Origin of the sequence: Aureimonas psammosilenae (assembly GCF_009176975.1) — a bacterium.
In the GTDB taxonomy this organism is placed as follows: Bacteria; Pseudomonadota; Alphaproteobacteria; order Rhizobiales; family Rhizobiaceae; genus Plantimonas; species Plantimonas psammosilenae.
Genome location: NZ_WEZG01000001.1, coordinates 68,119 through 80,236, shown reverse-complemented (window position 1 = coordinate 80,236; position 12,118 = coordinate 68,119). Strand labels below are relative to the sequence as shown.

Sequence of the window (12,118 nt, the reverse complement as noted above, 5' to 3'; positions counted from 1 at the left end):
GCGAGACAAGTGGCTCGCCCCGAGGCAACGAAGCGGGCGACGGAAAGACACGGCCAGCCGACCCCGCGAGGTTTTGTTAGGCGCTTTAACTCAAGCGCAGGCGCAGGCGTCTTCCCGGCGGGCGGCGGCGGAGCGCTGGTCGTCGAGCCAGGACAGGGCGAAGACGCCGAGACCGACGACGCCCAGCGCCGCGCCCACCCAGCCGGTGGAGGCATAGCCGTAGCCGAGCGAGATCGCGACGCCGCCGAGCCACGCGCCGAGCGCGTTGGCGCAGTTGAAGGCTGAGTGCATGGACGCGGCGGCGAGCGTCTGCGCGTCGCCGGCCACATCCATCAGCCGGGTTTGCACAGCCGGGCCGACCGCCACGCCGAAGCCGACGAAGAAGACGCAGATTCCAAGCATGGTCGGGCTTTGGGCCGTCATCGCGAAGATCGCGAGATTGACGATGTTGAAGATCAGCATCCCTGCCAGCGTGCCCATCAGCGAGCGGTCGGCAAGCCACGAGCCGATGATGTTGCCGGCCACCATGCCGGTGCCGAAGATGGCGAGGATCACGGGCACGAAATCCACCGGCATCCCGGCGACCACCGTCGCGGTGGAGGCGATATAGCTGAAGACGGAGAACATGCCGCCGAAACCGACCGCCGCCAGAAGAAGCGTCAACCAGACCTGACGCCGGCCAAAGGCGCCGAGTTCGCGCAGCGCGCTCGCCCCTTCCTGCGGCTTGTCGGCTGGCACCAGCACCCAGAGCAGCAGCATCGCCATCGCGCCGATGGCCCCGCACAGGACGAACATCGAGCGCCAGCCGAAGAACTGGCCGAGCGCCGCCGTCACCGGCGTTCCGACGAGCGTGGCGACGGTGAGGCCCAGCGTGACGTAGCCCACCGCCTGCGCGCGCCGGGCCGGGCCGGCCATGGACGCGGCCACAAGGGCGGCGACGCCGAAATAAGCGCCATGCGGCAGGCCGGCAACGAAGCGCACCAGCGTCATGGACGCGTAGCCCGGCGCAAAGGCGCTGGCGAGATTGGCGAGCGCGAAGGCGAGCATCAAGGACAGAAGCAGCGTGCGGCGCGCGAGCTTGGCGGAAAGGATCGCGATCACCGGTGCGCCGACCACCACGCCGAAAGCGTAGGCGCTGATGAGGTGGCCGGCCTCCGGCGTCGTCACGGACAGATCGCGCGCGGCGTCCGGCAGAAGGCCCATGATGGCGAATTCGCCCGTGCCGATGCCGAAGGCCCCGACGGCGAGCGCCAGCGTCGCGGCGAAGGCCGTGCGGCGCGGCACCGGCCGCACCCTCAGATCGGTGGGCAGGACGCGCTCGATATTGATGGCTTCGCTCACCGGGAGACTCCGAAGGATGCGCGCGAGAAACCGCCCGGCGTTCTCAGTTCGAAAACACCGGTCGAGCCGACTGCGACCTCCCGTCCGCTGCCGGCATCTCGCCTATTGCATTGCGATATGACGCCTTAACTACGCCCCGTGTCCGGCTCTGCCAAGGACGTGATCGAATATGTCGGCAGAAGTGATCGGGGCGGGCCAAGCTCCGCGCCAGCCCCGTATTCCACCCCGACGAAGTAAAGCCCGCCGGGCGGTGCCACCGGCCCGCAGCGCTTGCGGTCGCGGGACTCCAAAGCCGCCGTCAGCTCGTCGTCCGTCCAGCGATTCTCGCCGACGAGCTTCAAGGAGCCGGCGAAGGAGCGGATCTGGTTGTGCAGGAAGGAGCGCGCCGAGGCGACGATCTCCACCCCGCCGTCGAGCCCGCGCATGACATCCAGCCGGTCGAGGGTGCGGATCGGGCTCTTCGCCTGGCAGTTGGCCGCGCGGAAGGTGGAAAAGTCGTGAGTTCCGACGAGGCGCTTGGCGGCCCGGTCCATCGCCTCGACGTCGAGCCGGCGCGACACCCACCAGACATGGCCGGCGAGAAGGGCTGCCGGCGAGCGCCGGTCGAGAATGCGATAGATGTAATGGCGGCGCGTGGCCGAAAAGCGCGCGTCGAAATCGGGGGCGGCGGGGGCGGCGTCGATCACCGCCACACGCTCGTCGCGCAGATGGGCGTTCATCGCGTCGCGCACCGTGTCCGGCCGCCAGTCCGTTTGGAGATCCACATGGGCGACCTGTCCCGTCGCGTGGACGCCGGCATCGGTGCGCCCGGCGCCGAAGACGGTGACCTTCTCGCCGCTGAAGGCTTCCACCGCCGCTTCCAGCGCGCCCTGCACGGACGGCCCGTTCGCTTGGCGCTGCCAGCCGGCATAGGGGCTGCCGTCATATTCGACGATCAGCCTATAGCGCGGCATCGGCGCCGATCCGCATGCCGGCCCTCAACCCTGCCCCGCGCGCGAAATCGCCCGCCTGCATCGCCCGCCCGCCGGCCCGCTGCACGTCGAGAAGGCGCAACGCCCCCGATCCGCAGGCGACGAGAAGGCGGTCGTCCAGAACCGTTCCGGCTTCCCCCGACCCCTTTTCGGCCACAGCGCGCAGGAGCTTCACGCGCTCCGGCCCGTTGCCGAGATCCATCGTGGTCCAGGCGCCGGGAAAGGGCGAGAAGGCGTTGATGCGGACGGCGACCACCCTGCCCTCGCCGGAAAAGTCCACCGGCATCTCGTTCTTCTCGATCTTGCGGGCATAGAGCGTGTCGCGCCCCGTTCGCGCGGCGATACTCGCCTGATCCTCGAAGGAGAGCGTCCCTTCGTCCAGTTGCGCCAGAGCCTCCGACATCGCCTCGGCGGTCAGAAGCGCCAGGCGGTCGTGGAGATCGCCGGACGTATCCGACGGGCCGATCGGCGTTTGGCGCGTCACGGCCACCGGGCCGGTGTCGAGCCCGGCTTCCATCCGCATCACCATGGTCCCCGTTTCGGGATCGCCGGCTTCCACCGCGCGCTGGATGGGCGCCGCCCCGCGCCAGCGCGGCAGAAGCGAGGCATGGCCGTTGAGGCAGCCGAGGCGCGGCGCATCGAGCGCATCCTGCGGCAGAAGCATCCCGAAGGCCACCACGACGCCGAGATCGGCACGAAGATCGGCGAGACGCTCGATCTCCTCGGGCTGGCGCTTGAAGGATTGGAGGGAGCGCACCTCCAGTCCAAGCCGGCGCGCTTCCACCTCCACCGGCGAAGGGGTCGGTGCGAGGCCGCGCCGTCCGGCCGCGCGCGGGGGCTGGGTGTAGACGCGCGCGATCTCGTGCCCGTCCCCCACCAGCCGTTGCAATGTCGGCACCGAAAAAGCGGGGGTGCCCATGAAGACCAGTCTCACGCCAAGCCTTTCCCGATGCCCGTCAGCCGGCCCGGCGCGCGGCCTTGGTGAACTTCTTGATCACCATGTCGCGCTTCAGCTTGGAGATGTGGTCGATGAACAGGACGCCGTTCAGATGATCCATCTCGTGCTGGAGGCAGGTGGCGAGAATGCCGTCGGCTTCGAGCTCGTGCGTTTTTCCGTCGAGGCCCAGATAGCGCACTGAAACGCGTCCCGGCCGCTCGACTTCCGCGTAATAGTCGGGGATCGACAGGCAGCCTTCCTCGTAGGTGGATAGCTCGTCCGAGTGATGAAGAATTTCCGGGTTCAGGAAGACCTGCGGACGCTTTTCCTCGTCCTCGCCGGCGACATCGATCACCAGCATCCGCACCGGCTCGCCCACCTGGATCGCGGCGAGGCCGATGCCCGGCGCGTCGTACATGGTTTCCAGCATGTCGTCGGCAAACCGCTTCAGCGCGTCGTCGACGCGTTCCACGGGTTCGGAAACCTTGCGCAGGATGGGATCGGGCAGAATGACAAGGGGTTTGATGGCCATGGCGGTGAGGTAATCGCTGGCGAAGTCGGGGTCAATCGAAGGCAAATGGGCGAATCAAGCCTATGTCGCCTTTGAATCGAGTCCAGCCGATTGGGTGCCTGACGGAATTGTTATCAACAAGTAAATATTACGATGGATCGAATTCCCCTTTGTTTCGTTCATGATCAAGTCAATCGGATATTTCGGAGCCGCGCATGTTGCGGTCGGTCAGAGCAGTTGCCGCTGCCTTTCTTTTTGCGTCCGCTCCTCTGGCGCTGACGCTGGGTCATGCCCACGCTTCCGACCTGTCGGAAGCCTATAATCACCAGACCGATCGCGACTTCCGCGTGGGCCTGCAGATGCGTCTCGCCTGGACCGGCGACTATGCCGGCGACTTCTCGGGCGATGTCGATGCACGCAGCCTTCGCGCCGTCCGGGACTTCCAGGCCCGCCACGGCATGGAAGCCAACGGCATCATCAGCGAGCCCTTCCTGAAGCAGCTCGTCAGCGAAAGCGACACGACCCGCGAGGCCCTCGGCTTCGCGCTCGTGGACGATGGGGTGACGGGTCTTCGCGTCGCCCTGCCGATGTCGGCGGTGGCCGACGGCGGGCGCACGCCGATCGGACGGGTGTGGCGTTCCGCCGACGGCGCCATCGAGATCGAGACGGTTCGCATGACCGGCGCGGACGGCAATCTCGACACCGTCCATGCCATGCTGGCTTCCCCGAGCGCCACGCGCAGCGTCACCTCCGAAATTCGCTCGGACGACGGCTTCACCATCACCGGCGTCGAGTCGGGCCGCCCCTACGTGATGCGCTTCAAGGGTGTCGAAGGCGACGTTCGCGGCTTCGGCGTTTCCTATGATCCGATGGTGGCCGACCACATCGCCACCTATGCCGTCGTCGCGACCAACCTCTTCGACCCGGATATCCCGGCTGTGGAAGAGCCGGTGGTGACGGCCGGTCTCGGCCGTGCCCAGACCGCTCCGGTCTCGACCGGCGAAGAGCCGGCCCGCCGCTTCCATGCTCTTCTCGACGCCCGCGCGACGCCCGAAGGCGAAAGCAAAGCTACCCCGGGCGCCGGTGATGTCGGCTCGTCGGGTTCCGGCTTCGTCGTGTCCAGCGACGGTTGGGTGCTCACCAACGCCCATGTGGCGGGCTCCTGCAAGGCCGTGATGGTCGGCGACAAGGGTCTCGCCGACAAGGTCATCGTGGACGAAGCCAACGACATCGCCGCCGTGCATGTCGGCGCCAAGCTCGGGGCGCCGTTGCCGATCGCCGACGGGATGCCGCGTCTGGGCGAAGACATCCTCGCCCTCGGCTTTCCGCTGCGCTCCATCCTCGCCGACAGCCTGAACGTCACGCGCGGCAACGTTTCCTCGCTGCGCGGCCTGTCCAACGATGCGCGCTATCTGCAGATTTCGGCTCCCGTGCAGCCCGGCAATTCTGGAGGCCCGCTGGTCGATCTCACCGGCCGCGTCGTCGGCGTCGTCACTGCCAAGCTCGACGCCATCGCGATCGCCGACGCCACCGGCGACATCCCGCAGTCGATCAACTTCGCCATCCGTCCCGACACCACCAGCGCCTTTCTGAAGGCCAATGGCATCGCCTACACCTCGGCCAAGTCCTCCAAGGATTTCGGCAGCGTGGCGGACACCACGGCCAAGGTGCAGGACTCGGTTCTGCCGGTTCTGTGCCTCGGCGAAAAAGAAGGCTGATCACTCGCCCCTCACCGCGACGTGAAACCGAGATGACCGGCATGGGTGTCCCATGTCGGTTTTCTGTCATGACGCTGTGACCTCGTCCCGTTAGCTGCCCGGTTGGAAACATTCCAATCTGGCAAGGGGACACATATGACCGGAACGATCGGAGCAGCTTTCAGGACGAGCCAACTGGAAGAAGCGGATACGGACGGTCACAACGAAACCGCCAATTCCACCATGGGCGAGATCATCTCGGCGCGCTTCTCGCGCCGCCATTTCCTGCGCGGATCGCTCGCCGCGACCGCCATCGCGGCGACCGTCAGCCCGCTGGCGCTTCTGGCGGCGGACGAGGCAAAGGCGGAAGAAACTGCCGCTTCGCGCTTCTCCTTCACCGAGGTGGCGGCCGGCGTCGACGACAAGCACCATGTCGCCGAGGGCTACGACGCCGACGTGATCCTGCGCTGGGGCGACGCGCTTTTTCCCGACTCCCCTGAATTCGACCCGGCCAACCAGTCGCCGGAGGCTCAGGCCCGGCAGTTCGGCTACAACAACGATTATGTCGGCTTCATCCCGATCGACGGATCGAGCGAGCACGGCCTGCTCGTGGTCAATCACGAATATACCAACGAGCACCTGATGTTTCCGGGCATCGTCAAGCTGGTCGAGGAGGCCGACAAGGACGATCCGGGCAAGATGACCCAGAAGATGGAGGTCACGCCCGCCGACCGAAAGCGCGTCGACATCGAGATGGCCGCCCATGGCGGCACGGTGGTCGAAATCCGCAAGGCCGACGGCAAGTGGCAGGTGGTGAAGGACGGGGCGAAGAACCGCCGCATCACCGCCTCGACGGAAATGATGCTGACCGGCCCGGCGGCCGGGCACGAGCGCCTGAAGACCAATGCCGACGCGACGGGCACGAAGGTCTTCGGCACGATCAACAACTGCGCCGGCGGCGTCACGCCCTGGGGCACCTACATCATGGCCGAGGAGAACATCCACGGCTACTTCACCGGCAAGCTGCCGGAGAACCATCCCGAAGCCGCCAACTACAAGCGCCTGGGGCTTCCCGAAGGCACCTATGCCTGGGGCGGGTTCCACGAGCGCTTCGATGTTTCCAAGGAACCGAACGAAGCCAACCGCTTCGGCTGGATCGTGGAAGTCGACGTGGACGATCCGAATTCCGTGCCGAAGAAGCGCACGGCGCTCGGCCGCTTCAAGCACGAAGGGGCCGAATCGATCGTCGCCAAGGATGGCCGCGTCGTCTTCTATCTCGGCGACGACGAGCGCTTCGACTATGTCTACAAGTTCGTGACGGCCGGCCGGTTCGACCCGCAGAACCGCGCCGCCAACATGGACCTTCTCGACGACGGCACGCTCTACGTCGCCAAGTTCGCCGAGGACGGCGGCATGGAATGGCTGCCGCTGATCTTCGGGCAAGGCCCGCTGACGGCGGAAAACGGCTTCCGCAGCCAAGCGGATGTCGTGATCGAAACGCGCCGGGCCGGCGATCTCCTCGGCGCCACCAAGATGGACCGGCCGGAAGATATCCAGCCGAACGGCACCAACGGCCGCGTCTACGTGATGCTGACCAACAACACGCGGCGCAAGCCCGATCAGGTCGACGCCGCCAATCCGCGTGCCACCAACGCCTTCGGCCACATCATCGAGATCAGCGAGAACGAGGGCGATTTCACCGCCACGAAGGGGCGCTGGGAGGTGCTTCTGAAATGCGGCGATCCCGCTGTTGCGGAAGTCGGCGCGACCTTCTCGACCGAGACCACGAAGAACGGCTGGTTCGGCATGCCGGACAATTGCGCGGTGGATACGGAAGGGCGTCTCTGGGTCTCGACGGACGGCAATTCGCCCAAGGGCACGGGCCGCACGGACGGGCTTTGGGCGGTGGATACGGAAGGCGCGGCGCGCGGCACCTCCAAGCTCTTCTTCCGCGTGCCCGTCGGGGCCGAGATGTGCGGGCCTCTGCTTCTTCCCGACATGGCAACGGCTTTCGTCGCGGTTCAGCATCCGGGCGATGGCGGCGACGACTGGGAAGGCTTCGGCCGCATCTCCTATTACGAGGACCTGTCCACGCGCTGGCCGGACTTCCAGCCGAACATGCCGACGCGGCCGTCAGTGGTGGCGATCACCCGCCAGGGCGGCGGCAAGATCGGCATGGCCTGACGACAACGATGGGCGGCTTCGGCCGCCCTCGCCTTCTCAAAGCTTCGAAGCGAGCGCCGCGTTCGGCCAGCAGGTTTCCGGCATTCCGAGCGTGCGCTCCGCTTCGCCGATGGAGCGTCGCGTCTTGAAGCCGGGAAAGCCGTCCGCGCCTCCGACATCGTAACCCTTGGCGATCAGCTTCTCTTGAAGCCGCGCCGTCTGCCCCCGCGACAGCCCATCGGCCGTGCGCCACGGCGTCTTGAAAGCGCCGCCCGTTCCCGCGATCCGGTCGGCGAGCTGCCCGATGAACAGGGCGTAGAGGTCGGAATTGTTGTAGACCTTGATCGTGTAGAAGTTGGGGGTCGCGACGAAGGCCGGCCCCATCCGGCCCGCCGGCATCATCAGATGCGCCTTGGCATCCGGCTTGCCGAAACCCGCCTTCGAGATGGAAGCAGCGCCGGCCTTCGCCAGATCGGACACTGGCCGGCCCTTGTCCGGTCCCTCGCCCGTGCAGGACAGGGAGGCGGGCACGCTTGCCTCGGCACCCCAGCCCCGCCCCGCCTGCCAGCCGGAAGCCTGCAGGTAATGGGCGATGGAGGCGAGCGTGTCGGGGGTGGAGCGCCAGATATCGCGCCGCCCGTCGCCGTCGAAATCCACCGCATAGTCCTTGAACTTCGACGGCATGAATTGCGGCTGACCGAGCGCACCGGCCCAGGACGAGCGCATCTCGGAGACCTTCAGATGCCCGTCCGCCACGATGTCGAGGGCCGCCAGAAGCTCCTCGCGGAACATCTCCTTGCGCCGTGAGGCCCAAGCCTTGGTGCCGAGCACTTCGAAGGCGTCGTAGGGGATCTTGGCCGCGCCGAAATTCGACTCCTTGGCCCAGATGGCCAGGAGGATCGGCGCGGGAACGCCGTAACGGCGCTCCACCGTGGCGAGAGTCGCGCGGTTGTCCGCCAGAAGCGTCCGGCCCTTGGCGGCAAGCCTCGTCAGCGACTTGTCGTCGAAATAAGCGGCGGGATCGCGGAACTCTGCCTGGCTCGATTTCTCCTCGATCTTCGGCTTCTCGCCGGGCAGAACGAGATCGGGCAGTTTCAGGTTCGGCTTCACGCCCCGGAACGCCTCATCGAACACCCCGCGCGGCACACCCCGCGCTTTAGCCGCCGGCCAGATGTCGGTGTCGAGAAAGCGGCGAAAGGAGGCTTCGGGCGAAGCGGTCTGAGCGGAAGCAGGTGCGGCAAGCACGACGGTAGCGGCGAACGCGAGAGCGATCCGGGATAACAAGCGGGTGTTCCTACGGTTCAGGAGAACAAAGGCCGGAACCTGATGGATTTCAGCATCCTTCGCGCCGCAGTTCCTCGGCTGCCGCATCAAGCGTGACCCGGATATCCGCTTCGGAAGAGTCTCGCCTTCATTGATCGCCTTGTTGATCTTGGAGCGCAGCCATTGCAGCTTCTTCTCCTGCTCTTCCACGAGACGCAGGCCTTCTTCCACGACCTCGCTGGCGGAAGAATAACGGCCGTTCCGCATGAGCTCATCGACAATGCTCTCGCGATGGTTGCTCACGCTAATTCCCATCAGACTGCTCCGATCCTTGCGTGAGCCGATCCTATCAGAGGACGGGACCCCGCCAAAAGCGCAGCGTGTTTAGAACGCCGTCCGCGCCCGCATCGCGGCCGACAGTGTGCCTTCGTCGAGATAATCGAGCTCGCCCCCGACCGGCACGCCGTGCGCGAGGCGGGTGATGCGGACATCGAAGCCGGCGAGCTGGTCGATGATGTAATGCGCTGTCGTCTGCCCCTCGACGGTGGCGTTGACCGCGATGATGATCTCCTTGATGCCGCCTTCCGCCACGCGCTCCACGAGGCGGCGGATGGTGAGGTCCTCCGGCCCGACGCCTTCCAAAGGCGACAGGACGCCGCCCAGCACATGATAGGCCGCGTTCAGGGCTTTCGCGCGCTCCAGGGCCCAAAGGTCGGAAACGTCCTCCACCACCACCACGGTGGACTGGTCGCGCCCGTGATCGGCGCAGATCGTGCAAGGATCGCGCGTGTCGATATTGCCGCAATTGGAGCAAACGAGGACGCTGTTCAGCGCGCGGTCCATCGCCTCCGTCAAGGGCGACAGGAGCTGCTCCTTGCGCTTGACGAGGTGAAGGGTCGCGCGCCGGGCCGAACGGGGGCCGAGGCCGGGAAGCTTGGCGAGAAGCTGGATCAGCCGCTCGATCTCCGGCCCGGCGATGGGCTTTGCCATGCGGGAACTCTTAGAAGGGGAACTTCATGCCGGGCGGTAGGGGCAGGCCAGCAGTGAGCGCCTGCGTTTTTTCCGCGATCTGCACTTCCAGCTTGGTCCTGGCATCGTTGTGCGCGGCGACGATCAGATCCTCCAGAATATCGCCTTCCTCGGGCTTCAGAAGCGAGGGATCGATCTTCAAGGAGGCGAGTTCGTTGCGCCCGTTGAGAACGACCTGCACCAGCCCCCCGCCGGACTGGCCGGTGGCGGACACGTCGGCGATCTCCTGTTGGAGCCCCTGCATCTTTTCCTGCATGGCTTTGGCCTGCTTCATCAGGCCCATGATGTCCTTCATCGAGGCGGTCCTTGTTCAATCGTCGTCGGGAAGAAGCGAGGGATCGGCCGCAAGTTCCGCGGCATCCGCGCTGACGGGAATGGCTTCGGCGGCGGCCTGATCGGCGGCGAGCAACCCTTCGCGCAGGCGCACGTCGATCACCTTCGCGCCCGGCGCGGCCTTCAGGATTGCCGCGACCTCCGGGTCGAGCTCGGCGTCCGAGACGAGCGACAGGCGGCGCGAGGATTCCTGTTCCTCCAGCGTCGGGTCGCCGCCGGACGGAGCGATGGACACGACCCAGCGCTTGCCCGTCCAGTCGAGAAGCCGCTTCTGAAGATCGCCCGGCAGGGTGCGGGGCGCTCCGTCGGTCAGGGCGAATTCCAGATGTCCGTCCTCGATCCGCAAGGGCCGCACGGAACGGCGGAGATGAATGCGCATCAAGGAATCGCGCTTTTCCTCGGCGAGCGCCACGAGGTCGGCGAGCGAGCGGATGGCCGGCGCGGTCTCGGCCGCCGGCTGCGGCGCGGGCGCGCGAACGGGCGGGGCGTCAGACCGCGTGGCGATCGACAGGCGGGGGGCCGAAACGGGGCTGGGGCTCGGGCTCGGCGCGGGCTGCGCCGCGACCGCCGTGGCGGCCGACGAACCGAAGTCGCGCATGCGGGGCGCCGGATCGCGTGGGCCCTCGCCGCCATTCGAGGCGGCGGGCGGCGGGGGCGGCAGGCTCGACAGGTCGCCGGAGCGCACGAGGCGCGCGAGATCGCCGGGACCGGGAAGGTCGGCCGCATAGGCGATGCGGATCATCGCCATTTCAGCGGCCTGCCGGGGCGAAGCGGCCTGGCGCGCTTCCTCGATGGCGCGCAGCAGCATCTGCCAGACCTGGGACAGGGCGCGCACCGACAGGCTTTGCGACATTTCGAGGCCGCGTGTCGCCTCGGCCGGAGACAAGGTCGCGTCCTTCGCCTGGTCGGGCACGAAGCGCAACGACGACACGAGATGGGCGAAGTCGGCAAGGTCCGACAGAACCACGACAGGATCGGCCCCGACCGCGTATTGCTCGCGGAACTCGGCGAGCGCGGCGCTCGCATTGCCGCGCATCAGGTGCTCGAAAAGGTCGATCACGCGCGTCCGGTCGGCGAGTCCCAGCATGGCGCGCACGGCGTCCGCTTCGATCCGGCCCGCACCGTGGGCGATCGCCTGATCCATGAGCGACAGGGCGTCGCGCGCCGAGCCTTCGGCAGCTCTGGCGACGAGCCGCAGCGCCTCGTCCTCCACGGACACGTCTTCCGCGTCCGCGATGCGCTTCAGATGCGCCATCAAGGTGCCCGCCTCGATGCGGCGCAGATCGAAACGCTGGCAGCGCGACAGGACGGTGATTGGGACCTTGCGGATTTCGGTGGTGGCGAACACGAATTTCACGTGCTCGGGCGGTTCTTCCAGGGTCTTCAGGAGACCGTTGAAGGCCTGGGTCGAGAGCATGTGCACCTCGTCCACGATATAGACCTTGTAGCGCGCGGACACGGGGCGGTAGCGCACCTGCGCGATGATCTCGCGGATGTCGTCGATGCCGGTATGGGAAGCGGCGTCCATTTCCACCACGTCGACATGCCGCCCTTCCATGATGGCGCGGTCGTCGATCCCTTCCTCGCGCATGTGGATGGTAGGCTTGTCGATCGTCGCGGTGCGGTAGTTCAGGGCACGGGCCAGAATGCGCGCCGTCGTCGTCTTGCCCACCCCGCGCACGCCGGTCAGCATCCAGGCCTGCGCGATGCGGCCCGTTTCGAAGGCGTTGGTGAGGGTTCTGACGGTCGGCTCCTGGCCGATCAGGTCGTCGAAGCTCGTCGGGCGATATTTGCGCGCCAGAACGCGATAGGGCTGCCCCTTCGCTTCCCCTTCCGCGACCTTGCCGTCATCCATTCGCGATCACACGAGCAT

At 66.7% G+C, this 12,118-nt stretch carries 10 protein-coding genes; 2 read left to right on the top strand and 8 right to left on the bottom strand.

Going from position 1 to position 12,118, the window contains the following annotated elements; translation table 11 throughout:
• Positions 1–90 precede the first annotated feature (90 nt).
• From F9929_RS00440 to def, 4 genes are all read right to left on the bottom strand, one after another.
• Entirely contained in the window at positions 91–1,311 is a 1,221-nt protein-coding gene (locus tag F9929_RS00440; protein ID WP_235918984.1) for an MFS transporter, read from the bottom strand.
• Between the two features lie 155 nt (positions 1,312–1,466).
• Complete coding sequence (gene truA / locus F9929_RS00435) at positions 1,467–2,294, bottom strand: tRNA pseudouridine(38-40) synthase TruA (protein WP_152044559.1); 828 nt, start codon at positions 2,292–2,294, stop codon at positions 1,467–1,469.
• A complete protein-coding gene (fmt, locus tag F9929_RS00430; RefSeq protein ID WP_152045176.1) occupies positions 2,281–3,231 on the bottom strand; it encodes a methionyl-tRNA formyltransferase in 951 nt (316 codons plus the stop codon). Before fmt ends, truA begins: the two co-directional genes overlap by 14 nt.
• Positions 3,232–3,268: 37 nt before the next feature.
• A complete protein-coding gene (gene def / locus F9929_RS00425; RefSeq protein ID WP_152045175.1) occupies positions 3,269–3,781 on the bottom strand; it encodes a peptide deformylase in 513 nt (170 codons plus the stop codon).
• A gap of 194 nt (positions 3,782–3,975) precedes the next feature.
• Between def and F9929_RS00420 the strand changes: the two genes are divergently transcribed.
• Both F9929_RS00420 and F9929_RS00415 read left to right on the top strand, forming a co-directional pair.
• Complete coding sequence (locus tag F9929_RS00420) at positions 3,976–5,478, top strand: serine protease (RefSeq protein ID WP_152044558.1); 1,503 nt, start codon at positions 3,976–3,978, stop codon at positions 5,476–5,478.
• Between the two features lie 135 nt (positions 5,479–5,613).
• Positions 5,614–7,641: a PhoX family protein gene (locus F9929_RS00415; RefSeq protein WP_152044557.1), complete on the top strand. Its 2,028-nt coding sequence runs from the start codon at positions 5,614–5,616 to the stop codon at positions 7,639–7,641.
• Positions 7,642–7,677: 36 nt separating this feature from the next.
• On the opposite strand, the gene F9929_RS00410 is transcribed toward F9929_RS00415, so the two are convergent.
• From F9929_RS00410 to F9929_RS00395, 4 genes are all read right to left on the bottom strand, one after another.
• Complete coding sequence (locus F9929_RS00410) at positions 7,678–9,186, bottom strand: type II toxin-antitoxin system ParD family antitoxin (RefSeq protein WP_193227556.1); 1,509 nt, start codon at positions 9,184–9,186, stop codon at positions 7,678–7,680.
• A gap of 81 nt (positions 9,187–9,267) precedes the next feature.
• Entirely contained in the window at positions 9,268–9,873 is a 606-nt protein-coding gene (gene recR / locus F9929_RS00405; protein ID WP_152044555.1) for a recombination mediator RecR, read from the bottom strand.
• A gap of 10 nt (positions 9,874–9,883) precedes the next feature.
• On the bottom strand, positions 9,884–10,207 hold the full coding sequence (locus F9929_RS00400) for a YbaB/EbfC family nucleoid-associated protein (protein WP_152044554.1): 324 nt from the start codon (positions 10,205–10,207) through the stop codon (positions 9,884–9,886).
• Positions 10,208–10,222: 15 nt separating this feature from the next.
• A complete protein-coding gene (locus F9929_RS00395; protein WP_152044553.1) occupies positions 10,223–12,100 on the bottom strand; it encodes a DNA polymerase III subunit gamma/tau in 1,878 nt (625 codons plus the stop codon).
• Positions 12,101–12,118 lie beyond the last annotated feature (18 nt).

What these genes read in the sequence shown, in the direction of transcription:
- fmt (WP_152045176.1), bottom strand. Translation starts at nt 3,231, where the DNA reads ATGGGCACCCCCGCTTTTTCGGTGCCGACATTGCAACGGCTGGTGGGG.
- F9929_RS00395 (WP_152044553.1), bottom strand. Translation starts at nt 12,100, where the DNA reads ATGGATGACGGCAAGGTCGCGGAAGGGGAAGCGAAGGGGCAGCCCTAT.
- F9929_RS00400 (WP_152044554.1), bottom strand. Translation starts at nt 10,207, where the DNA reads ATGAAGGACATCATGGGCCTGATGAAGCAGGCCAAAGCCATGCAGGAA.
- recR (WP_152044555.1), bottom strand. Translation starts at nt 9,873, where the DNA reads ATGGCAAAGCCCATCGCCGGGCCGGAGATCGAGCGGCTGATCCAGCTT.
- F9929_RS00420 (WP_152044558.1), top strand. Translation starts at nt 3,976, where the DNA reads ATGTTGCGGTCGGTCAGAGCAGTTGCCGCTGCCTTTCTTTTTGCGTCC.
- F9929_RS00415 (WP_152044557.1), top strand. Translation starts at nt 5,614, where the DNA reads ATGACCGGAACGATCGGAGCAGCTTTCAGGACGAGCCAACTGGAAGAA.
- def (WP_152045175.1), bottom strand. Translation starts at nt 3,781, where the DNA reads ATGGCCATCAAACCCCTTGTCATTCTGCCCGATCCCATCCTGCGCAAG.
- truA (WP_152044559.1), bottom strand. Translation starts at nt 2,294, where the DNA reads ATGCCGCGCTATAGGCTGATCGTCGAATATGACGGCAGCCCCTATGCC.